This window comes from Streptomyces sp. NPDC048416 (genome assembly GCF_043200435.1).
Classification (GTDB): Bacteria; Actinomycetota; Actinomycetes; order Streptomycetales; family Streptomycetaceae; genus Streptomyces.
The window spans coordinates 97,971-119,826 of the sequence record NZ_JBICXU010000006.1; the positions used below are offsets into that span (position 1 = coordinate 97,971).

Below are 21,856 nucleotides of genomic sequence, written 5' to 3' on the forward strand. Positions count from 1 at the left end.
CTGCGTCCCTGAACGTGACACGGGTATGCCGGTCTGGTCTGACAGTACGGTCACGCAATTTCTCTTCTCGTCACGAGAGCGGACCGTGCTCCGCCCCGAGTCCAATACCTGATGCGGGGATCACCGCTGCGTAGGGCCTGTTCACAGGCTCCCGCGCGGTGCTGCTGACCCGGCGCCGACGATGCCTGTCAGCGGTGCTTCGGCCCAGCTGTTGTCTTGTTGTGGTCGACGATTCTTGACACACCGTCGTCGGCAACCCCCATGCGTCAGCAGAGGAATGCAGTAAAAAGCCGCCCTGTGCGTCGACCCCGCTGCGGGAGAACCGAGAATTGCGTAGTCGTACCGGGCGCGACAGTCGAGAAACTTTTCGTCCCCATTGTCAACGGCCTTGTCGTCGACCGTTCCATCCGTTCCCCCTATCCACCGTGTGGGGTGGATACGTCGCTGCCCCCCTTGGCACCGACCACTGCGGCACGGGAGCTTACCATCGGACCGTCGTATCAGGGACGGGCGGCCGGGTTCACCCGGCCCGGCCGAATGCCGCGAATACCGCGGAACAGCGGGGCCGGGCGCGACGACGAACGACCTGCGAAGCAGTCGACGCCCCGGCCCGGTCAGTCCGGCTGGTGCTCGGGGCCGCCGAAGTCGGGGCTGGTGAAGTCCGGACTGGTGAAGCTGGGATGGCTGGTGGGGGAGCTGCCTTCATCGGGGCTGCCGAAGCCCGGGCGGTCGTAGCCGAGGGAAGGGATGCGGCCCGTCGGGCGCCGGGGTGCCGGAGCGCCGGGGTCGACACTCGGGTCGGCGAGCGCGTCGCGCAGGAACGGGTAGATCCCGCGTTCCAGCAGGGCGTGGCGCCAGGCTTCGCGGGCGCGGGAGAGTTCCTGGGTGCGTTCGTCGGGTGCGTCCGCCTCGCTCGCCTCGTCGACCGCCACCACCTGCGTCGCTCCGTTGCGTACCGCGGTGATCAGAAGTCCGACGGCGGCTGCGAGGATCGCGGCCGCCGTCAGCGCGCCGAAGAACCAGCCGGCCGTCAGCATGGTGTCGGCGAAGGCGGGCACCGGGTTGAGCATCTTCAGGATGTAGCCGACCAGCAGGAAAATCGCGGCGGCGGTCCCCGCGAGCACCGGGGCCAGCACGGTGACGACCGCGCCGACGCCCGCGCCCGAGGGCTCGAACGCGGTGCCGTCGGGCGGCAGGAGGGCGGCGTCGGGCACGGCGCCCGGTGCCCGCAGGTCTTCGCGTGCCGTGACGTAGTTCTCGTACTCCGGGCCCGCCCGCTCCGTGATGAAGGAGCCGGCGGCGAGCACCATGGTGCGCAGCTGCACGGCGTTGAGGCGCTCGCCGATGCCGGACAGCTCGGGCCGTTCATGCGCGGTGCGCAGCGCCTCGTCGAGGATCCGCTCGAACTCCTGGCGGTCCTCGGGAAGCAGGTGCGGAGCGCTGTTCATGTGCATCCCCCGATGCTCCGTAGGGCCGGGAAGCCCGCCTGGTGAACGGGCAGTTGGGCGGAAACGGAGGAGAGCCTGCTACGGATGACCCGATGGTAGAGCCGCTACGGCACAGGGTGACAGGGTGTTTCCGGAAATGGCATACCCGGCGCTTTGCGGAACGCCTGCCCTGTCACCCCTCAGTCATGCAGCGGGAGTTGCTGGACCAGCAGTTTTCCGGCCATGGTCACGCCGCCGTCCATGGCGATGGCGAGACCGTCGGCGTACAGGTGCGGGCCCTCGACCACCGGGCGCGAGTCCTCCTCGCCGTCCTCGGTGCCGACCTCGCCGAGCAGGTACGGGATCGGGCTGTGGCCGTGCACCACGCGCTGTCCGCCGTACGCCGAGAGCAGTTCGCGTGCGGCCTCGGGGCCGGAGCCGTCGCGGAACGCGAACCGCTTGGTGAGCTTGCGGAACAGGTCCCAGCATTCGTCGGCGTCGTTGCGGTTGAGAATGGCGTGGACGGTGTCGTTGACCGCCTCGATGGAGTCGCCGTAATCCAGGTAGGCGGTCGTGTCGGAGTGCATGAGCAGGTGGCCGTCCTCCTGCTCGATCGCGTCGAGTCGCGACATCCACTGCAGGTGGACGTCCTGGAGCCGGTCCATGTCGGCCTTCTGGCCGCCGTTGAGCAGCCAGGCCGCCTGGAAAGTGGCGGTTCCCGCGCCGGAGTTGACCGGGGTGTCGGCGAACCGCTTGGCGCCGATGAGCAGCAGCTCGTGGTTGCCCATGAGGGCCTTGCAGTAGCCGCCGGCGGCCGCGGCCTCGGCGGAGAGCCGCATGACCAGGTCGATGACGCCGATGCCGTCGGGGCCGCGGTCGGTGAAGTCGCCGAGGAACCACAGGCGCGCGGTGCCCGCGGCCCAGTTGCCGGATTCGTCGATGAGCCCCTGGGCGCGCAGGGCGGCCAGGAGTTCGTCGAGGTAGCCGTGGACGTCGCCGACGACGTACAGCGGGCCGGGGCCCTCCGGTGCCTGCGCGGGGGCGGGCTCGACCACGGGCACCTGGACGGTGTCGCCCCGGTTGATGATCGGGAGGTCGCGAGCGGTCGGTGTGTATCCCTCGGGCGGCTCGTCATCCGGATAGGGGATTGCGCCGGGCGCCGGAGAGGGCGGAATGGGCGCGGGTGCTCCCGGGCGCGTGGCCACCGGCTCTTGGCGGAGCTCCAGGACGGCCGGCTCTTGACCGGGATCCGGAACCGCCGGCTCTTGACCGGGATCCGGAACCGCCGGCTCCTGACCGGGATTCAGGACCGTCGGCTCTTGACGGGGGTCCAGGACCACCGCTTCGTGGCGGAGTTCCGCGACCACCGGCGCGTGCCGGAATTCCGGAACCACCGGCTCCTGACGGAGCTCCTGGGTCACCGGCGCGTGGAGAGGTTCCTGGGCCGCCGGCTCGTAACGGAGTCCCGGGGCAGCCGGCTCCGGCTGGGCGGGCGGTTCCTCCGGTGGTGGCACGGGGGCCTGTTGCGCGTACGGCGGCACCCGGAAGTCACGCAACGTCTCCGTCCGCACGGGTCCCTGACCGGCCCCCTGAGTCATCGACCCCTCCACCACCGTCGCGCCGCCGTACACCCTGGGAGCCGCCAGGTCGGGCGGGATCCGTGGTGTCGTGCGCCCATCATAGGAATGCGCCTCATGCTGTGTGACGCACCAGGGGTGGTCAATCCGGGTGCGAGCGGGGTTCGGCGGTGGTTATGTCCCCAATGTGGTGGTCCGGACCTGACCGATCTCTGTGGTTCGGACCTGACCGATCTCCGTGGTCGGACGGCCCGGGGTCCCGCGGCGTCCGGCCGGGGGTCGAAGCCCGGCCGGAGACCCATCAGTTCTGGCCGGGCTGGCCGGGTTGACCCGGCTGGCCGGACTGGCCCTTCGCCGGGGAACGGGGAGGGCTGACCGTGGTGCGCGGCGGCCGGCGCTGGGACGACGTCCGCACGATCAGTTCGGTCGGTATCACCTGCTCGATCGGATGGCCGTTGTCGATCCCTTCGATCGCGTCGATGAGGAGCTGCACGACGGCCGTGCCGATGCGCCGCGGTTTGAGCGAGAGGGTGGTGATGGGCGGCTCTGTGGTGGCGTACACCGTGGATTCGCTGCAGCACACCAGGAGCAGGTCCTCCGGTACGCGCATTCCGTAGCGCCGGGCGGCCGCGAGCAGATCGGTGCCGTTGGGGTCGAAGAGTCCGTAGACGGCGTCGGGCCGGTCGGGTCGGGCGAGCAGCCGGTCGGCTGCGACGGCGCCCGCACAGGGGTCGTGGGCCGGGTAGGACTCGTACACAGGGTCCTGCCCGACGCGGGTGCACCAGGTCAGGTAGGCCTCGGTGGAAAGGCGGGTGTAGGTGTCGGTGGTCGTGCCGGTGAGCAGGCCGATCCGGCGGGCGCCGGCCGCGGCGAGGTGGTCGAGCAGGTCGAGTACGGCGGCCTCGTGGTCGTTGTCCACCCACGCCGTGACGGGCAGGCTGCCCGCCGGGCGGCCGTCGGAGACGACGGGAAGGCCCTGGCGTACGAGTTCGGTGACGACGGGGTCCTGGTCGGAGGGGTCGATGACGACGGTGCCGTCGAGGGCGACGTTCGACCAGACGTCCGCGGGGCTGCGGCGTGAGGTGGCGGGAAGGATGACGAGGGCGTAGCCGCGGGCCAGCGCGGCGGAGGTCGCGGCTCTCGCCATTTCGGCGAAGTAGGCGAATTCGGTGAAGGTGAAAGGTTCATCCCCGTAGGTCGTCACGGTCAGGCCGATGAGGCCGGACTTGCCGGTACGGAGCGTGCGGGCCGCTGCGGATGGGCGGTAGCCCAGCCGGTCTGCGACCTCGCGGACGTGGCGGCGGGTGGCGTCGGGGAGCCGGCCCTTGCCGTTGAGCGCGTCTGAGACGGTCGTGATGGAGACACCGGCGGCGGCGGCCACGTCCCGAATGCCCGCCCGCCCCAGCCGGCGACCGGTCGACCGGCTCACCTGGTGCTTCCCTGCTGCTGTCATGGCGACCCGATAGTAGGGGGATGACGGGCGGTTGGCCCGGGTGCATATGCACGCGTTGACAGGCACGTTTCTGCATGATCGTCGGCAGCCAATGACCTTGGTATGCAAGGGAGTTCGGCGCAATCGCGTTGTGGTGGCGCTTGTCGATCCGTGGACGGCTGCCAACTGTCCGATGTATCGGAGAGGTCTCAACTCACCTTCACGGGTGATGCGCGCTACGGCGCGAGCCACCGGCGCGCGGCAGGGGGAGGAGCGCTCCCCCCATCCCGTACGCCCGCCGGGAACCGATTCCCGTCGGCTATTCGCAGGGGAGCCGAATCCTCATAAGGTGAGGAGTATTGGATGTGTACGGAGCTGTCCGCGGCGGCGTGCACAGCACCTGTACGCCATGGTCGAGGAGGACCCGCGGTGAGCGAGACGAGCCCCAAGCTGCGTGCCGAGCTGGACGGCATCCCCACCTACAAGCCCGGCAAGCCCGCCGCGGCGTCCGAGGGGCCCGTCGCCTACAAGCTGTCCTCGAACGAGAACCCCTACCCGCCGCTTCCGGGCGTGCTGGAGAGCGCGGTCGCGGCCGCCGGGAACTTCAACCGGTACCCGGACATGGCGTGCACCGGGTTGATGAACGAGCTGGCCGAGCGCTTCGGCGTTCCTCATACGCACCTGGCCACCGGCACCGGCTCGGTGGGGGTCGCCCAGTCGCTCATCCAGTCGACCGCGGGCCCCGGCGACGAGGTCATGTACGCCTGGCGCTCCTTCGAGGCCTACCCGATCATCACCCAGATCAGTGGAGCTACCTCGGTCCGTGTGCCGCTGACCCCGGGTGATGTGCACGACCTCGACGCGATGGCCGACGCGATCACCGACCGGACCCGGCTGATCTTCGTCTGCAACCCGAACAACCCGACCGGCACCGTGGTGCGCCGGGCCGCGCTGGAACGGTTCCTCGACCGGGTGCCCTCGGACGTCCTGGTCGTGCTCGACGAGGCCTACCGCGAGTTCATCCGTGACGCCGAGGTGCCGGACGGCATCGAGATCTACCGGGACCGGCCGAACGTGGCCGTCCTGCGCACCTTCTCCAAGGCGTACGGGCTCGCCGGGCTGCGGGTCGGTTTCGCGGTCGCCCACGAGCCGGTCGCGGCGGCGCTGCGCAAGACGGCGGTGCCCTTCGGCGTCAGCCAGCTCGCCCAGGACGCGGCGGTCGCGTCGCTGCGTGCCGAGGACGAACTGATGGGCCGCGTCGGCGCGTTGGTCTGCGAGCGGGACCGGGTGTACGAGGGCCTGGTGCAGCAGGGCTGGACCGTGCCCGAGACGCAGGCGAACTTCGTCTGGCTGCGTCTCGGGGAGCGCACGGCCGACTTCGCGGCGGCGTGTGAGGCGGCCGGCGTCGTGGTGCGGCCGTTCGTGGGCGAGGGCGTGCGGGTCACGATCGGCGAGAACGAGGCCAACGACCTGTTCCTCAAGGTCGCGGAAGGCTTCCGCAAGCAGGCCTGACGCGACTCGAAGACGCGCCCTCGAAACGGGCGGCCCGTTTCGGTCACCGGTGGGCGCTTCGGCCCGTCTCGGCCGTCGACGGGCGCTTCGAGACTTCGAGAAGGGCGTTTCGGGGGGCACCTCAGAGCCGTCTCGGAGCCACTCGAAGCCGTCTCGGGGGTTGTTCCCGAGCTCGTCTCTCAGGGGTCGTCCCCGAGGTCGTCTCAGAGCGCGTCGACCCGGATCGGATCGCCTGAGCGGACGGTGGCGAGCAGCCGGGGGTCGCCGTCGATACGGCCGAGGACATTGCAGGGGCTCGCGAGTCGGCATTCGTCGCCGCGGGAGATGGGAGTGGGGCCGTACGGCAGCGCGAGGGCGTCGCCGTCGGTCCAGAACGCCACCGTGCCCGGCTCCACCACCTGTCGCGCGTCCGATTCCTGGGCCGGCGAGACGGGGGTGTCGAAGTAGACCTCCTCGCCCCAGGTGTGGGCGGTGGAAGTGATCGGAAGAGCCCCTGCGAGCGCCGTGCTCGTGGGGGTTTCTTCGAGTGTCGCGGTGAGGCTGCCCGCGGGCCATGAGATGCGAATGCGCAGCTGGTTCTCCATGGCGCCGAATTCAACAAGATGTTGAAAGGCTTGGGAAGGGGGTGTCCACGCCCGCCTCCCCGCCCGCCTCCCCTTCGGAGGGGGACCCCCCTGGAAGGGTCGACAACCAGTACGACATAATGCTTGTGAATGTGAACGCGTTCACAAGCGTGTCCCGCTTCCTCCCATGATCGGTGGGATTAAAGGGGCAAGCCTGCGGCTGTGACCACGGCGATGTAAGGAGAGTGCCGACGTGGACCTGGCTCTGGCGCCGGAGACCCTGGCGCGATGGCAGTTCGGTATCACCACCGTCTACCACTTCCTCTTCGTCCCCTTGACGATCTCGCTCGCCGCGCTCGTGGCCGGCCTGGAGACCGCCTGGGTGCGAACCGGGAAGGACAAGTACCTCAAGGCGACCAAGTTCTGGGGCAAGCTCTTCCTGATCAACATCGCGATGGGTGTGGTCACGGGCATCGTCCAGGAATTCCAGTTCGGCATGAACTGGTCCGACTACTCGCGGTTCGTCGGGGACGTCTTCGGCGCCCCGCTCGCCTTCGAGGCACTGATCGCCTTCTTCTTCGAGTCCACCTTCGTCGGACTGTGGATCTTCGGCTGGGACAAGCTGCCGAAGAAGATCCACTGCGCCTGCATCTGGATGGTCTCGATCGGCACCATCCTGTCCGCCTACTTCATTCTGGCGGCCAACTCCTGGATGCAGCACCCGGTCGGCTTCAAGCTCAACAAAGCCACCGGACGCGCGGAGCTCACCGACTTCTGGCAGGTGCTGACCCAGGACACCACCCTGGTCGTCGTCTTCCACACGCTGACCGCGGCCTTCCTCACCGGTGGCGCGTTCATGGTCGGCGTCGCCGCCATCCACCTGCGCCGCAAGAAGCACATCCCCGTGATGCGCACCTCGCTGCGGCTGGGCCTGGTCACGCTGGTGATCGGCGGGCTGCTCACGGCCGTCAGCGGCGACTCGCTCGGCAAGGTCATGTTCAAGCAGCAGCCCATGAAGATGGCCGCCGCCGAGGCCCTGTGGGACGGCGAGCAGCCCGCACCGTTCTCGATCTTCGCCGTCGGTGACGTGGCCAAGGGCCACAACGACGTCGAGATCTCGGTGCCCGGAGTGCTGTCCTTCCTCGCCGACAACAACTTCTCGTCGTACGTGCCCGGCATCAACGACGTGAACAAGCTGGAGCAGCAGAAGTACGGGCCCGGCGACTACCGGCCCAACATTCCGGTCACCTTCTGGGGCTTTCGCTGGATGATCGGCTTCGGCATGACGTCCTTCGTCATCGGTCTGGCCGGGCTCTGGCTCACCCGCAAGAAGTTCATGCTGACGCCAGGGCTGCGGACCGGTGAGGACGAGGTGCCGAATCTGGTGCTCTTCAAGAGCACGACGCTCGGCGCCCGCCTGACCAAGTGGTACTGGTTCCTCGCGGTCTGGACGCTCGGCTTCCCGCTGATCGCCAACTCGTGGGGCTGGATCTTCACCGAGATGGGCCGCCAGCCCTGGGCCGTGTACGGCGTACTGCGCACCCGGGACGCGGTCTCCCCCAGCGTCTCGCAGGGCGAGGTCCTGACCTCGATGATTGTCTTCACCCTGCTCTACGCCGTACTCGCGGTGGTCGAGGTCAAGCTGCTCGTCAAGTACGTCAAGGCCGGGCCGCCCGAGCTCACCGAGGCCGACCTCAACCCGCCCACCAAGATCGGCGGGGACGACCGCGACCCCGACCGGCCGATGGCCTTCTCGTACTGAGGCTGAGGAGATCGAGGCATGGAACTCCACGACGTCTGGTTCGTACTCATCGCCGTCCTGTGGATCGGCTACTTCTTCCTGGAGGGATTCGACTTCGGGATAGGCATCCTGACGAAGCTGCTGGCCAGGGACCGCACCGAGAAGCGCGTCCTGATCAACACCATCGGACCCGTCTGGGACGGCAACGAGGTGTGGCTGCTCACGGCGGGCGGCGCGACCTTCGCCGCCTTCCCCGAGTGGTACGCGACGCTCTTCTCCGGCTTCTACCTGCCGCTGCTGGTCATCCTGGTCTGTCTGATCGTCCGGGGTGTGGCCTTCGAGTACCGGGCGAAGCGGCCCGAGGAGAAGTGGCAGCGCAACTGGGAACAGGCCATTTTCTGGACCTCGCTCATCCCGGCATTCCTCTGGGGCGTGGCCTTCGCCAACATCACGCACGGCGTGAAGATCGACGCGCACATGGAATACGTGGGCGGCTTCTGGGATCTGCTCAACCCGTACTCGATCCTCGGCGGGCTGGTCACGCTCTTCCTCTTCACCTTCCACGGCGCGGTGTTCGCCTCGCTCAAGACGCTCGGTGACATCCGCGAGCGGTCCCGGGCGCTGGCGCTCAAGCTGGGCCTGGTGACGGCCGTGCTCGCGCTCGGCTTCCTGATCTGGACCCAGGCCTCGCGCGGCGACGCCAAGAGCCTGGTCGCGATGGCCGTCGCCGTCCTCGCTCTGGCCGGCGCGGTCGCGGCCATCAAGGTCGGGCGTGAGGGCTGGTCGTTCGCGCTGTCGGGCATCACGATCGCCGCCGCGGTGGCGATGCTCTTCCTGACGCTCTTCCCGAACGTCATGCCGTCCTCACTGAACGACGCCTGGAACCTCACGGTCTCCAACGCCTCGTCCAGCCCGTACACCCTGAAGATCATGACGTGGTGTGCGGGGATCGCGACCCCGCTCGTGCTGCTCTACCAGGGCTGGACGTACTGGGTCTTCCGCAAGCGGATCGGCACGAAGAACATCGCCGAAACGCACTGACCGCTCAGGTCCTCCCGGTTCGCCGGAGGCCCGCACGGTCCCGTCGGGGTGTGTTTCACGTGAAACACACCCACCCCGGGCCCACCCCGCTCCGACCCTTCCAGTTGGGGGATGTTTCACCTGAGACCGATCGACCCGCGTCTGCTGCGTTACGCCCGCGCCACCCGCCTCTTCCTCGCCGCGGTGGTGGTCCTCGGGTTGGTGGGTGCGGGATTGATCGTCGCCCAGGCGATGCTCATCGCCGACATCGTCGTCGGGGCGTTCCAGCACGGCCATGACGCGACCGGGCTCACGACGCCGCTGCTGGCCCTCGCGGCCGTCGCGGTCGGGCGGGGCCTGGTCTCCTGGCTGACGGAGCTCGCCGCACACCGGGCGAGCGCCGCGGTCAAGTCGGAACTGCGAAGCCGGCTCCTGGCGCGGGCGGCTGGGCTCGGCCCCGCATGGCTGAGCGGTCAGCGCACGGGGTCCCTGGTCGCTCTCGCCACGCGTGGTGTCGACGCGTTGGACGACTACTTCGCGCGCTACCTCCCGCAGCTTGGCCTCGCCGTCGTGGTGCCGGCCGCGGTGCTGGCGCGGATCGTCACCGAGGACTGGGTGTCCGCGGCGATCATCGTCGTCACCCTGCCGCTCATCCCGCTGTTCATGATGCTCATCGGCTGGGCCACCCAGTCGCAGATGGACCGGCAGTGGCGGCTGCTGTCCCGGCTCTCGGGGCACTTCCTCGACGTCGTCGCCGGACTGCCCACGCTGAAGGTGTTCGGCCGGGCCAAGGCGCAGGCCGAGTCGATCAGGACGATCACCTCCGACTACCGCAGAGCCACCCTGAAGACCCTGCGGATCGCCTTCATCTCGTCCTTCGCCCTCGAACTGCTCGCGACGATCTCGGTGGCGCTGGTCGCGGTGGGCGTCGGCATGCGGCTGGTCCACGGCGACCTCGATCTCTCCACCGGTCTGACGATCCTGATCCTGGCTCCGGAGGCCTATCTGCCGCTGCGCCAGGTCGGGGCGCAGTACCACGCGGCGGCGGAGGGGCTTTCTGCCGCGGAGGAGATCTTCGAGGTCCTGGAGACCCCGCTGCCCCGTGGCGGCAAGGGCACGGTGCCCGCGGGCCCGGTCCGTCTGGAGATCGACGGAGTGACCGTGCGGCACCCCGGGCGCGCACACCCCTCCCTGGCAGACGCATCCCTGGTGGTCGAGCCGGGCGAGACGGTGGCCCTGACCGGGCCCAGCGGCGTCGGAAAGTCGACGCTCCTCAACGCGCTGCTCGGCTTCGTGACGCCGCAGGAAGGCGGCCGGATCCTGGTGTCCGGGACGGACCTCACGACGCTCGACCCGGCCGACTGGCGCCAGCGGATCGCGTGGGTGCCACAGCGGCCGCACCTCTTCGCGGGGACCATCGCCGAAAACGTCCGCCTGGCCCGGCCCGAAGCGGACGACGCTGCCGTGCTCGGCGCCTTGCGCGACGCGGGTGCGCAGGACTTCGTGGCCGCGCTGCCCGAGGGAGTGGCCACCGTCCTGGGTGAGGGCGGCGCGGGGCTCTCGGCCGGGCAACGCCAACGCCTCGCCCTGGCGCGCGCCTTCCTGGCCGACCGGCCGGTGCTCCTCCTGGACGAGCCGACGGCCGCCCTGGACGGCGAGACGGAGGCCGGCATCGTCGACGCGATACGCAGACTCGCGGTGGGCCGTACGGTCCTGCTCGTCGTGCACCGCCCCGCGCTGCTCGCGGTCGCGGACCGGGTGGTGGAGCTGCGTGCCGTCGGGAGCCCGCCGAGTGTGCCGGCGCCGCTTACGGCCGGACGAGGCTCAACTGCACGGGAAATACGGCAGATTGAGGCCGGTGTCACCGCGCCGCGAGCCGCTGCACCAGGTTCCGACGCCGCCCGCGAACCGCTGGCCCGGGTCCGTGCCACGGCGCGCGGGCTGCGCGGCCGGATCGCGCTCGCGCTGCTCCTCGGCGCCCTGGCGCTCGGCTCGGCCGTCGGTCTCATGGCCACGTCCGGCTGGCTCATCTCGCGGGCCTCACAACAGCCGCCAGTGCTCTATTTGATGGTGGCCGTCACCGCCACCCGTGCCTTCGGGATCGGGCGCGCCGTGTTCCGGTACGCCGAGCGTCTCGTCTCCCATGACGCCGTGCTGCGGATGCTCGCCGAACTGCGGGTCGCGGTGTACCGGCGCCTGGAACGGATCGCTCCCGCCGGCCTGCGCGAGACGCGACGCGGGGACCTGCTCTCGCGCCTTGTCGCCGATGTGGACGAACTCCAGGACTACTGGCTGCGCTGGGCCCTCCCCGCCGGAGTCGCCGTCGTCGTGTCGGTGCTGAGTGCCGGATTCACCGCATGGCTGCTGCCCGAGGCGGGTGTCGTGCTTGCCTCGGGGCTCCTCGTCGCCGGGGTCGTGGTCCCGTGTGTCAGCGGGGCCCTGGCGCGACGGGCCGAGCGGCAGCTGGCCCCGGCGCGGGGAATGCTCGCCACTCGTGTGGCCGATCTCCTCACCGGAACGGGTGAGTTGACGGTGGCGGGCGCGCTGGGCCGCCGCGCCCGTGACGTGAAGGACGCCGACTCGGCGCTGACCCGGATCGCCTCGCGGGGTGCGGCCGCCACCGCGCTCGGTGGGGGCCTCACCGCTCTGGTCTGCGGTCTCACCGTGGCGGGGGCCGCGCTGGCCGGCGCACGGGCGGTCGCGGCCGGCCGCCTCGACGGGGTGCTGCTCGCCGTGGTGGTGCTGGTTCCGCTCGCCGCCTTCGAAGCTGTGACCGGGTTGCCGACAGCCGTGCAGGCACGCCAACGAGTGCGGCGCAGCGCGGAGCGCGTCTACGAGGTGATGGACGCGCCCACTCCCGTACCGGAGCCGGAAGCACCCCTGGCCGCGCCCGCGGCGCCGTTTCCGCTGGAGCTGCGAGGCCTGCACGCCAGGTACGAGGGCCAGGAGCGGGACGCGTTGCACGACTTCTCGCTACGCCTCACCCCGGGCATGCGGGTCGCCGTCGTCGGAACCTCCGGATCCGGCAAGACCACGCTCGCCCAGGTGCTGCTGCGCTTCCTGGACACGACGCGGGGCACGTACGCGATCGGCGGACGTGACGCGACCCGGCTGGACGGCGATCACGTACGGCGACTCGTCGGGCTCTGCGCCCAGGACGCGCACCTCTTCGACAGCTCGGTACGAGAGAACCTGCGGCTGGCCCGCACCGACGCCACCGACGACGAACTGCGCGGCGCCCTGGAGCGGGCCAAACTCCTGGACTGGGTCGATGCCCTGCCGGACGGTCTGGACACCCTTGTCGGCGAGCACGGCGCCCGCATGTCCGGTGGCCAGCGCCAACGGCTCGCGCTGGCTCGGGCCCTCCTCGCCGATTTCCCGGTGCTCGTCCTGGACGAGCCCGCGGAGCACCTGGACCTGGCGACCGCCGACGCCCTGACAGCGGATCTGCTCGACATCACCGAAGGGCGTACGAGCGTACTGATCACGCATCGCCTGCGTGGACTGGAAGCCGTCGACGAAGTACTCGTACTCGACGACGGCAGGACCGTGCAGCGCGGTGCGTACGAGGACCTGTCCCTGGTCGAGGGGCCGCTGCGGCGCATGCTGGAGCGCGAGCGCGAGAGCGAGGCCACGCAGTACCCGACTTTCCTCGCCAAATAGGACTAACTACGCTCAAGGCATGTCAGTGCCGCGAGACCCGAAGAGGCCGACGGGCCATCAGGACGTCAAGGACCTGGACCGCGGGGCCCATGACCCGCTCGAAGCGGCGACCCGGGCCACCCGCAGCCTGCAGGGACTGTCCACCGAGCTCACCGCGCGCGTGCCCCAGCTCCTTGAGGCGATGCGTTCGGTGGGCACGGGACTCGAACTCCACTCCACCCTCGACCGGATCTGTGAGACGGCGGCCGAGCTCGCCGACGCCCGGTATGCGGCGATCGGCGTCGTCGACGAGGAGGGCAGGGGGCTCTCCGACTTCGTGACGTACGGCGTCAGCGATGGGGAGGCGCGCGCGATCGGCCACCGGCCCGACGGCCACCGTGGGCTGCTCGGCTGGCTGATACACCATCCGGAACCCCTGCGCCTTGCCGAGATCTCGGCGGATCCGCGCGCGGCCGGGATCCCGCCGAACCACCCGCCGATGCGTACCTTCCTCGGCGTTCCCATCCGCGTGCAGGGCGAGATCTTCGGCAATCTCTATCTGACCGAGAAGCACAGCGGAAGCGAGTTCAGCGACTACGACCTGCACATGGTGCGGGTGCTCGCCACGGAGGCCGGGATCGCCATCGGCAACGCCCGGCTCTACGAGGCGGCGCGTCAGCGCGAGCGGTGGATCGACGGCTCGGTCGCCGTCACCACGGCCCTGCTCTCGGGCGGCGACGCGGACGACGCCCTGGAGGTCGTCGCCGAACAGGCCCGCCATCTCGCCGACTCCGACGCCGGCATCGTGCTGCTGCCCGCCGAGGAGGGAGGCCTGGAGATCGTCGCGGTCTGCGCCGACAACCCGCGCGTCTCGCTCGGCGTCGTGATTCCACCGGAGAGCCCGGTCGTGTCGACCCTGCTCGACGGCGAGGCGGTCTTCGTCGAGGACGCCGCTTCCGACCCGCGCATGATCACCAAGCTGTCGGAGCGTTACGGGCCCAGCATGCTGCTGCCGCTCCAGAGCGGCGGCCGCGTACTCGGTGCTCTCGCCACGCCACGGGTGCTCGGCGGGCGCCCGTTCACCGACGCCGAACGGACGCTGGCCAGTCAGTTCGCCTCGCAGGCCGCGCTGGCCCTGATGATGGCGGAGGCCCAGCGGGACCGGGAGCGGCTGGCGGTGTACGAGGACCGCGACCGCATCGCGCGTGACCTGCACGATCTGGTCATCCAGCGCCTCTTCGCCACCGGGATGATGCTGGAGGGCGCCCAGCGCAAGTCCGTCGTGCCCGAGGTGCAGGGCGGCATCGGCAAGGCCGTCGATGAACTCGACGTCACCATCCAGGAGATCCGCACCGCGATCTTCGCGCTCCAGCAGGGTCCGGCGGAGGCTCCCTCCGGGCTGCGCACCCGCGTTCTGCGGGAGATCAACATGGCCGCAGTGCCGCTCGGCTTCAAGCCCGCCCACCGCTTCCTGGGCGCGGTCGACACCCTGGTCGGCGAGCTGACCGGCAAGAACCTGATCGCCGCACTGCGCGAAGCGCTGTCGAACGCTTTCCGGCATGCCGAGGCGTCCCGGATCGAGGTCGCCGTCGACGCCACGGCTCAGCTGCCGGACGGCAGCGCCGGTGTGCGGCTGACGGTCGCGGACAACGGGGTCGGCATCCCACCGGGCGGGCGCCGCAGCGGACTGCGCAACCTTCAGCGGCGGGCCGAGGCGCTGGGCGGATCGAGTTCGTACGGCCCCGGGCTGGGGGACGGCGGGAGCGGCACGACGGTCCTGTGGGAGGCACCGCTCTGATGGTGTGGCTTCGGGCCAGGGGAGGGTGTTTCACGTGAAACACCCTCCCCTGGGCTGCCGTGCTGATCCGGGCCGGCCGGTCTCTCCCAGGGCCTTGTCTCAGACAGCCTTGAGGATCTGCTCGATCACGACCGCCACGCCGTCCTCGTTGTTGGCCGCGGTACGTCCGGACGCCGTGGCGAGGACGTCGGGGTGGGCGTTGCCCATCGCGTACGACGTGCCCGCCCAGCTCAGCATCTCCATGTCGTTCGGCATGTCGCCGAAAGCCACCACCTCGGTGGGAGAGATGCCGCGTTCGGCGCAGCACAGCGCCAGTGTGGAGGCCTTGGAGACGCCCGCGCCGCTGATCTCCAGCAGCGTGGTGGGGCTGGACCGGGTGATCTCGGCCCGCGCCCCGACCGCGGTACGGGCCAGCGCGAGGAAGTCGTCGGGGGCCAGCTCGGGATGGAAAGCGAGCACCTTGAGCACCGGCTGGCCGGCCGCGTCGGCGTCCTCGGACAGCAGCTTCTCGGCGGACGCGACGCTTGCCGCCGGGTCGAAGTGCATGGGCGGGTAGGCGAGTTCGTGGTGGAAGCCGCCGGTGCGCTCGACCGCGAAGGACGTGCCCGGTACGGCGGCCCGCAGGAGCGTGACGACATCGCGGGCGGCCGGCCCCTCCAGCGGGCGCACCTTCACGAAGCGGGGGCCGTTGCTGTCGCCGTGCAGATCCACGACGGCCGCACCGTTGCCGCAGATGGCCAGGCCGTGGCCGTGGACGTGGGCGCTGACGACATCCATCCAGCGGGCCGGGCGGCCCGTGACGAAGAAGACCTCGATGCCCGCCTGCTCGGCGGCGGCCAGGGCCGCGACCGTACGGTCCGACACGGACTTGTCGTCACGCAGCAGGGTGCCGTCCAGGTCGGTCGCGATGAGCCGCGGCGCGGTGGGAAGGGGGCTGATGGCCGAGGCGGAATCCGTAGCAGAGGTCACCGCCCCATTGTCCTGTATGCGAGCGCACGGGCGTGCGACCGTGCGCACAGATGAGAGCGCGGCCCGGTGCGCCCGGGGCACGAGGGGGCGTACGCGACAGCGGTGGTGCTCCGGGCCGGATGCGTGGGGAGAGGCAGCCCCGACGGCGCGTCCTCGCGGATCCGAGGGGACGCGGGCAGCCCACGAGGACCGGGCGCGTGATTGAGCGATGGGGGGCTCCCCGGTAGGTGACGACTCGCCGACACGCGCCGGTCGCGTCCGCTCGCTCTGCCCGTGGGAGGCGGGGCGGGGATCCGTCGGCCGCATCCATCGCCCCGCCCGGGAAAGGCGACGCGGCCGCATCCGTCACCGCGTCCGGGGAAGGCGGACGGGATGGGAGAGATCCGGGTGGGAACCTGCTCGTGGACGGACAAGGCGCTGGTGTCCAGCGGCTGGTATCCGAAGGGACAGCGCGACGCGGAAGGCAGACTGCGCCACTACGCGGCGCAGTTCCCCGTGGCGGAAGTGGACTCCACCTATTACGGGCTGCCCAGCACCCGCAACAGCCTTCTGTGGGTCGACCGCACCCCTGAGGGTTTCCGGTTCGACGTGAAGGCGTTCTCACTGCTCACCGGGCATCCCACGCGGCCCGAAGCGCTGCCCGCCGACCTGCGCCCGGCTCTCGCACAGCAGCGTGCAGGCGTCGACCCCGGGCTGCTCGACGAGGTGTGGGACCGGTACAGCGCCGCCCTCGAACCCCTGCGTGCCGCCGGGCGCCTGGGGACACTGCTCTTCCAGTTCCCGCACCGCTTCGTGCCGGGGCGGCCGGCGGTGGAGTTCCTGCGCCGGTGCCGTGAGCGTGCGGCGGGGTGGCCGATGGCGGTGGAGTTCCGGCACCCCGGCTGGTGGCGCAAGGAGCACGCCGATGCGACGACCGGCCTGCTGGCGGAGCTGGACACGGCCGCCGTGGCCGTGGACATGGTGCAGACGCTCCCCACCTCCGTGCCACCGGTCGTGCGGGTCACCACGCCGGAGCTCGCCCTGGTGCGCTTCCACGGGCGCAACGACGCGTGGGGCACTGGCAGCAAAGAGGAGCGGTTCCGCCACGGGTACACACCGGAGGAGCTTGCCGAGTGGGTGCCACGCATTCGCACGATGGCCGACCAGGCCCGGGAAGTGCACGTCCTGTTCAACAACTGCTGTGGTGACGCCGCTGTGCGGGCCGCCCAGTCGATGCGGCACCTGCTGGGCTCTCGTAGGGTCGTCCCATGCGACTGAGCACTGTGATTCTGCCGATCGACCGCTGGCACGACGGGGGACGCGACACCTGGCTGCGTGCCGAGGAGCTGGGCTTCCACACGGCGTACACCTATGACCATCTGTCCTGGCGGACCTTCCGCGACGGCCCGTGGTTCGGCGCGGTCCCCACGCTCACCGCCGCCGCTGCGGTCACCACCCGGATGCGGCTCGGCACGCTCGTCACCTCGCCGAACTTCCGTCACCCGGTGACGCTCGCCAAGGACCTGCTCACCCTCGACGACGTGTCCGGCGGCCGGCTCACCCTCGGGGTCGGCGCGGGCGGCAACGGCTTCGACGCCACCGTCCTGGGACAGGAGGCGTGGACGCCGCGCGAACGGGCCGACCGCTTCGGCGAGTTCGTGCCGCTGCTCGACCGGCTGCTCACCGAGGATTCGGTGACGTACGACGGCACCTTCTACTCGGCGGTCGAGGCGCGCAACATCCCCGGCTGTGTTCAGCGGCCCCGGATCCCCTTCGCGGTGGCCGCGACCGGCCCGCGCGGTCTCAAGCTGGCCGCGCGGCACGGACAGGCGTGGGTGACCACGGGTGACCCGAAGCTGTTCGAGACCGGCACGCCCGAGCAGTCCCTGGAGGCGATCGCCGGTCAGATCAAGAAGCTGGGCGCGGCCTGCGAGGAGATCGGCCGGGACGTGGACGAGCTGGACAAGATCCTGCTCACGGGCTTCACCCCGCAGCCGGGGCGGGAGCTCTCATCCCTCGACGCGTTCGTGGACTTCGCGGGCCGGCACTTCGAGCTCGGCATCACCGAGATCGTCCTGCACACGCCGATCCCGGACTCCGACTTCGCCGCCGACCAGCAGGTCTTCGAGCGGATCGCGACCGAGGGGCTCGCGCAGCTGGGGGGTCGCGGCTAGGGGGTGTCTGGTGGATCAGGGTCGGTCAGGGCGCGGCGTCTGGTGCGGTGCATCGCAAGGCGCCGGAACGGCTTGATAGCGGAGCTATCGGAGCGTTTCGGCAACGCCGCGAGGTGCCGTGCCAGACGCCGCGCCCCCGGCCATGGTCCACCAGACACCCCCTAGCCCTTCCCGTTCCGGACACGCGCGCTCATCCACGGGGTGAGCGCGCCCAGCAGGACCAGTTCCTTGTAGGTCTCGTCGCCGGGCAGGGGCACGACCAGCCACCACCCGGGCGGGAAACGACGGCCCTTGACGTGGGCGAGCCCGCCGTAGAGGGAGCGCAGGAATGCGGGCACGTGGTCCCGTGGAACATCGTCGAACTGCACGCCGTCGACGGTGATTTGGGCGTCGTCCTCCGAATGGACCCGTACGGCCACGGACGGGGATCCGCCGAGTTCGACGTATGCCTCGTGCGGCAGCGATCCGTCCGGGTCGAGCACCGTGCCCACCCCGGCGGAGGTGCGCCGTGAGGTGCGGTCGGCGCCGATGTCGTGGGTGACCTCGACCTCCAGCCGGTGTTCGTCGGCGATCGCGCGGATCGCGCCGACCACGGACTCGGTACTGGGCAGATGCGGATGGATCATGATGCCGATCATGTCAAGCGCGGGCTCACGCCGGTAGGCGCAGGTACCGCGGGGGAACGGCACCGGTGAGCCAGACTCCGTTGGCGCTGACATGGAAGACGTGGCCCGCCCGGTGCATGGCCCCGGCATCCACACTCAGCACGATGGGCCGGCCCCGGCGGGCGCCGACTGTGGTGGCGGTCTCCCGGTCGGGCGAGAGGTGGACGTGGTTCCGGTCCATGGGGCGCAGGCCCTCGGCCCGGATCGCCTCCAGGGCGCGGGCCACCGTGCCGTGATAGAGGTACGCGGGTGGTTCGGCGGGCGGCAGCGCCAGGTCGACGGAGACGGTGTGGCCCTGGCTGGCCCGGATCCGGCCGCCCTCCACGGCGAACCGTTGTTTGTCGCTGGTGGCCACCACTTGGTCGAGCTCGGCGCGGGTGAGCGGGAAGCGGTGGGCGGCCGCGGCCCGCAGCAGGACGTCGATGTCCACCCAGCCGTTCGCGTCGATTGTGAGACCGATCCGCTCGGGCTGATGGCGCAGATGCTTCGAAAGGTACTTGGACACCTTCACGGCGCGTCTGCCGTCCGCGAGGACATCGTCCGAGGAGATTTCCACCGGGTCCGGCAGGACGTCGTCCGGGAGGGGGAGCGCGCCGTCGCGCGGCGGCTCCTGCGGGGTGTGTGTCATGGCGCCAGGGTGCCGGTACGGGCGGGGTCCCGGCACCTCCATTTCCTTGCCTGCGCCGTCCGTCAGGGCGCGAGCTGCTCCGCGGCCCACCGGGCCCACTCCTCGTGCATGGCGCTCAGCCGCTTGCCGTACTCCAGGGCGAGGCGGCCGTGTGTCGAGATCCGGTCGTCCCCCCAGTCGATGGCCGCTTCCGCCTCCTTGAGGCCCGTGAGTTGGCGGGCCGAGCGCTCGGCCTCGGTCAGCAGATAGGTTTGCGCCTCGACGCGCGTGAGCTCGCCGAGGAAGAAGACCCGCAGCAGGGAGTCGCTGCGACGGGTGCGGACCGGCTCGACCTCGATGAGCCAACGGTGCAGCTCGGCCCGGCCCGACTCCGTGATCGCGTATTCCTTGCGGCCGCGCGGGCCTTCGGCGGACACCTCCACCAGCGCGGCATCGGCGAGTTTGCCCAGCTCTCCGTAGACCTGGCTCTGCGTCGCCGACCAGACGTGGACGAGCGAGGTCTCGAACAGCTTCATCAGGTCGTAGCCGCTTGCTGGACGGTCGGAGAGCAGACCCAGGACTGCGTGGCGGAGACTCATGCACCCCAGCCTACATTCCACCCTTGACACGTCAACTCAGGAACCTCTAGATTCGACATGTCGAAGTTGGAATGTGGAGCGGGGCGGAAAGCCCGGACAGAGGGGGACTCCCATGAACTACCTGCGCGGTTTCATCCCATGGATCGTTTTCGCCGCCATCGGCAGTGCGCATTGGCAGTGGGGTGCGCTCGCCGCCCTCGCCGTTGCCGCGTATCTCTTCGCCATGGACCGCAAGCGCGGGGTGTCCGCCGACTCCCTGATCCTGGAGCAGTCCACCATCGTCTTCTTCGCGGTGCTGGGCGTCATAGCGTTCGCCGCCACGGACAGCGGCCTTCGTGCATACGGCGGCGCGCTGGCCACCGGCTGGCTCGCGCTCACCGCCTGGGCCACTCTGGCCCTGCGCAAGCCCTTCACCACCGGGATCGCGAAGCGCCAGGCGCCCCGTGAGGTGTGGACCAACCCGGTGTTCATCCGGATCAACATCGTGCTGACCGCCGTCTGGGCCCTCGGCTTCACGCTGACCGCCATCGCGCTCGCCGTCATCGACGCGGAGTCGTTGGGCAGCACCGCTTCGATCGTCGTCCAGGTCGCCGGCTTCGCCGTCCCGGCCGTCTTCACCGCGCAGTACCCCGAGCGCGCCCGCCGCGCCGCCGTCCAGAAGGGCGCCTGACCCATGGCCGCCGCCTCCCCCGCCATCCCGCCGGCCAAGCATCTCGCGGGCAACTTCGCCCCGGTCACCGAAGAGCTGACCAGCTACGAGCCACCCGTCACCGGCGCCATACCGCCCGAGCTGTCCGGCTGGTACGTACGCAACGGGCCCAACCCGCAGGACGCCTCGTCCCCCCACTGGTTCTTCGGGGACGGGATGGTCCACGGCGTCCGCCTCGAAGGGGGTAAGGCTCGCGCCTACCGCAACCGCTGGGTGCGCACCTCGACCCTCACCGACGGGGCGCGGACCCACGACCGCGAGGGCACCACCGACCTGACCGCCGGGGTGGCCAACACCCATGTGGTGCGGCATGCCGGCCGCACCCTGGCCCTGGTGGAGACGTCCTTCCCCTACGAACTGGACTTCCGGCCGGGCCGCGAGCTGGAGACGGTGGGGCCCTACGACTTCGACGGCCGTCTCACCACCGCGATGACGGCTCATCCCAGGACCTGCCCGGCCACCGGGGAGCTGCACTTCTTCGGGTACGGAATGGTCGACCGGCCCTACCTCACCTACCACCGCGCCGACCCCGAGGGCACGTTGGTGGTGAGCCGGCCGGTCGAGGTGCCGGCGGCCACGATGATGCACGACTTCCACCTCACCGCATCGCACGTGGTCTTCATGGACCTCCCCGCCGTCTTCGACCTGGAGACGGCGATGCGCCCCGGCGGCGGAATGCCCTTCCGCTGGGACGCGGCGTACGAGGCGCGCCTGGGCGTGCTGCGCAGGGACGATCCGTACGGCGAGGTGCGATGGCTGAGGATCGACCCCTGTTACGTCTTCCACGCGCTGAACGCGTACGACGAGCCGGGCGACGGTGCCGGGCGCGGGGACCGGATCGTGCTGCACGTCGTGCGGTACGAGCATCTGGGCGCCAAGGGGCCGACCCTGTGGAAGTGGACGCTGGACCTGGCTTCGGGGACGGTATGCGAAGAGCAGGTCGACGACCAGGCGTGTGAGTTCCCCCGGGTCGACGACCGGCTGGCCGGCCTGGAGGCCCGGTTCGGGCACGTCACGGTGGCGCAGACGCCGTCATCGGGACCCATACCGGGGGCGCTGCTCCGCTACGACCTGCGGACGGGGGCTGTCGTGCGGCACGAGTTCGGGGTGGGGCGCACCCCGGCCGAGGCGGCGTTCGCCCCCGCGGACGACCGGCCGGGCGGGCCGGGCTGGCTGCTCAGCTATGTGTACGACGCGGCCAGGGACGCCAGCGATCTGGTCATCCTGGACGTGGAGAACCTTGCGGCTCCCCCCGTCGCGACGGTCCACCTTCCGCAGCGCGTGCCGTTCGGCTTCCACGGCAACTGGCTCGCCGACGGCCGACCACTCACTGTGTGACGCCAATCACCCTATGGAGAGCGGAAGTTGGGTTTGTTCCACAGTGAACCCGCGTTATCCACAGCCGATTTGGCAGTGCTGTGGACAACTGGCGCCCCAGTTCA

17 protein-coding genes are annotated in these 21,856 nt (G+C 70.3%); 9 read left to right on the plus strand and 8 right to left on the minus strand.

Features of this window, described 5'->3' with window-relative positions:
• Positions 1 to 614 precede the first annotated feature (614 nt).
• The 3 genes from ACGFW5_RS10455 to ACGFW5_RS10465 form a co-directional block, all read right to left on the minus strand.
• Positions 615 to 1,454 carry a hypothetical protein gene (locus ACGFW5_RS10455; RefSeq protein WP_393833784.1) on the minus strand — a complete coding sequence of 280 codons (840 nt, stop codon included), beginning with the start codon at positions 1,452 to 1,454 and terminating at the stop codon, positions 615 to 617.
• Between the two features lie 173 nt (positions 1,455 to 1,627).
• The gene (locus ACGFW5_RS10460; protein WP_393833785.1) at positions 1,628 to 3,025 is read right to left on the minus strand and encodes a metallophosphoesterase; all 1,398 of its coding nucleotides are present in this window, start codon (positions 3,023 to 3,025) and stop codon (positions 1,628 to 1,630) included.
• A gap of 280 nt (positions 3,026 to 3,305) precedes the next feature.
• Positions 3,306 to 4,457 (minus strand): LacI family DNA-binding transcriptional regulator, encoded by a 1,152-nt coding sequence (locus ACGFW5_RS10465; protein WP_393833786.1) that lies wholly within the window; start codon positions 4,455 to 4,457, stop codon positions 3,306 to 3,308.
• 408 nt (positions 4,458 to 4,865) lie between these two features.
• Here ACGFW5_RS10465 and hisC point away from each other — a divergent pair, with 408 nt between their 5' ends.
• Positions 4,866 to 5,948: a histidinol-phosphate transaminase gene (gene hisC, locus ACGFW5_RS10470; RefSeq protein ID WP_393833787.1), complete on the plus strand. Its 1,083-nt coding sequence runs from the start codon at positions 4,866 to 4,868 to the stop codon at positions 5,946 to 5,948.
• Between the two features lie 203 nt (positions 5,949 to 6,151).
• On the opposite strand, the gene ACGFW5_RS10475 is transcribed toward hisC, so the two are convergent.
• Positions 6,152 to 6,532, minus strand: a complete 381-nt coding sequence (locus ACGFW5_RS10475; protein WP_393833788.1) for a cyclophilin-like fold protein — start codon at positions 6,530 to 6,532, stop codon at positions 6,152 to 6,154.
• A 232-nt stretch (positions 6,533 to 6,764) separates the two neighbouring features.
• On the opposite strand from ACGFW5_RS10475, the gene ACGFW5_RS10480 reads away from it, so the two are divergent.
• The 4 genes from ACGFW5_RS10480 to ACGFW5_RS10495 all read left to right on the plus strand — a co-directional run bounded on the left by ACGFW5_RS10480 (position 6,765) and on the right by ACGFW5_RS10495 (position 14,712).
• Entirely contained in the window at positions 6,765 to 8,273 is a 1,509-nt protein-coding gene (locus ACGFW5_RS10480; protein WP_393833789.1) for a cytochrome ubiquinol oxidase subunit I, read from the plus strand.
• A gap of 18 nt (positions 8,274 to 8,291) precedes the next feature.
• Positions 8,292 to 9,293, plus strand: coding sequence for a cytochrome d ubiquinol oxidase subunit II (cydB, locus tag ACGFW5_RS10485; RefSeq protein ID WP_393833790.1), 1,002 nt, complete (start codon positions 8,292 to 8,294; stop codon positions 9,291 to 9,293).
• A gap of 120 nt (positions 9,294 to 9,413) precedes the next feature.
• Positions 9,414 to 12,935, plus strand: a complete 3,522-nt coding sequence (gene cydD, locus ACGFW5_RS10490) for a thiol reductant ABC exporter subunit CydD (RefSeq protein WP_393833963.1) — start codon at positions 9,414 to 9,416, stop codon at positions 12,933 to 12,935.
• 19 nt (positions 12,936 to 12,954) lie between these two features.
• Entirely contained in the window at positions 12,955 to 14,712 is a 1,758-nt protein-coding gene (locus tag ACGFW5_RS10495; protein WP_393833791.1) for a GAF domain-containing sensor histidine kinase, read from the plus strand.
• Positions 14,713 to 14,811: 99 nt separating this feature from the next.
• On the opposite strand, the gene ACGFW5_RS10500 is transcribed toward ACGFW5_RS10495, so the two are convergent.
• Positions 14,812 to 15,681: an HAD-IIB family hydrolase gene (locus ACGFW5_RS10500; protein WP_393833792.1), complete on the minus strand. Its 870-nt coding sequence runs from the start codon at positions 15,679 to 15,681 to the stop codon at positions 14,812 to 14,814.
• Positions 15,682 to 16,053: 372 nt separating this feature from the next.
• Here ACGFW5_RS10500 and ACGFW5_RS10505 point away from each other — a divergent pair, with 372 nt between their 5' ends.
• Together ACGFW5_RS10505 and ACGFW5_RS10510 are read left to right on the plus strand one after the other, a co-directional pair.
• Positions 16,054 to 16,938 carry a DUF72 domain-containing protein gene (locus ACGFW5_RS10505; RefSeq protein WP_393833793.1) on the plus strand — a complete coding sequence of 295 codons (885 nt, stop codon included), beginning with the start codon at positions 16,054 to 16,056 and terminating at the stop codon, positions 16,936 to 16,938.
• A complete protein-coding gene (locus ACGFW5_RS10510) occupies positions 16,929 to 17,834 on the plus strand; it encodes an LLM class flavin-dependent oxidoreductase (RefSeq protein ID WP_393833794.1) in 906 nt (301 codons plus the stop codon). Before ACGFW5_RS10505 ends, ACGFW5_RS10510 begins: the two co-directional genes overlap by 10 nt.
• Before the next feature lie 161 nt (positions 17,835 to 17,995).
• Here ACGFW5_RS10510 and ACGFW5_RS10515 read toward each other — a convergent pair whose 3' ends face one another.
• From ACGFW5_RS10515 to ACGFW5_RS10525, 3 genes are all read right to left on the minus strand, one after another.
• Entirely contained in the window at positions 17,996 to 18,460 is a 465-nt protein-coding gene (locus ACGFW5_RS10515) for a hypothetical protein (protein ID WP_393833795.1), read from the minus strand.
• A 25-nt stretch (positions 18,461 to 18,485) separates the two neighbouring features.
• On the minus strand, positions 18,486 to 19,127 hold the full coding sequence (locus ACGFW5_RS10520; RefSeq protein WP_393833796.1) for an RNA 2'-phosphotransferase: 642 nt from the start codon (positions 19,125 to 19,127) through the stop codon (positions 18,486 to 18,488).
• Positions 19,128 to 19,189: 62 nt separating this feature from the next.
• Positions 19,190 to 19,705, minus strand: coding sequence for a PadR family transcriptional regulator (locus ACGFW5_RS10525; RefSeq protein WP_393833797.1), 516 nt, complete (start codon positions 19,703 to 19,705; stop codon positions 19,190 to 19,192).
• A gap of 112 nt (positions 19,706 to 19,817) precedes the next feature.
• On the opposite strand from ACGFW5_RS10525, the gene ACGFW5_RS10530 reads away from it, so the two are divergent.
• Positions 19,818 to 20,375 (plus strand): hypothetical protein, encoded by a 558-nt coding sequence (locus ACGFW5_RS10530; RefSeq protein ID WP_393833798.1) that lies wholly within the window; start codon positions 19,818 to 19,820, stop codon positions 20,373 to 20,375.
• 3 nt (positions 20,376 to 20,378) lie between these two features.
• Entirely contained in the window at positions 20,379 to 21,752 is a 1,374-nt protein-coding gene (locus ACGFW5_RS10535; RefSeq protein ID WP_393833799.1) for a carotenoid oxygenase family protein, read from the plus strand.
• The last annotated feature ends 104 nt before the right edge of the window (positions 21,753 to 21,856 follow it).

Excerpts from the sequence above, each read along its gene's own strand:
- ACGFW5_RS10455 (WP_393833784.1), bottom strand. The coding sequence starts at position 1,454 with ATGCACATGAACAGCGCTCCGCACCTGCTTCCCGAGGACCGCCAGGAG.
- ACGFW5_RS10460 (WP_393833785.1), bottom strand. The coding sequence starts at position 3,025 with ATGACTCAGGGGGCCGGTCAGGGACCCGTGCGGACGGAGACGTTGCGT.
- ACGFW5_RS10465 (WP_393833786.1), bottom strand. The coding sequence starts at position 4,457 with ATGACAGCAGCAGGGAAGCACCAGGTGAGCCGGTCGACCGGTCGCCGG.
- ACGFW5_RS10475 (WP_393833788.1), bottom strand. The coding sequence starts at position 6,532 with ATGGAGAACCAGCTGCGCATTCGCATCTCATGGCCCGCGGGCAGCCTC.
- cydB (WP_393833790.1), top strand. The coding sequence starts at position 8,292 with ATGGAACTCCACGACGTCTGGTTCGTACTCATCGCCGTCCTGTGGATC.
- ACGFW5_RS10495 (WP_393833791.1), top strand. The coding sequence starts at position 12,955 with ATGTCAGTGCCGCGAGACCCGAAGAGGCCGACGGGCCATCAGGACGTC.
- ACGFW5_RS10505 (WP_393833793.1), top strand. The coding sequence starts at position 16,054 with ATGGGAGAGATCCGGGTGGGAACCTGCTCGTGGACGGACAAGGCGCTG.
- ACGFW5_RS10510 (WP_393833794.1), top strand. The coding sequence starts at position 16,929 with ATGCGACTGAGCACTGTGATTCTGCCGATCGACCGCTGGCACGACGGG.
- ACGFW5_RS10515 (WP_393833795.1), bottom strand. The coding sequence starts at position 18,460 with ATGATCCATCCGCATCTGCCCAGTACCGAGTCCGTGGTCGGCGCGATC.
- ACGFW5_RS10520 (WP_393833796.1), bottom strand. The coding sequence starts at position 19,127 with ATGACACACACCCCGCAGGAGCCGCCGCGCGACGGCGCGCTCCCCCTC.
- ACGFW5_RS10525 (WP_393833797.1), bottom strand. The coding sequence starts at position 19,705 with ATGAGTCTCCGCCACGCAGTCCTGGGTCTGCTCTCCGACCGTCCAGCA.
- ACGFW5_RS10530 (WP_393833798.1), top strand. The coding sequence starts at position 19,818 with ATGAACTACCTGCGCGGTTTCATCCCATGGATCGTTTTCGCCGCCATC.
- ACGFW5_RS10535 (WP_393833799.1), top strand. The coding sequence starts at position 20,379 with ATGGCCGCCGCCTCCCCCGCCATCCCGCCGGCCAAGCATCTCGCGGGC.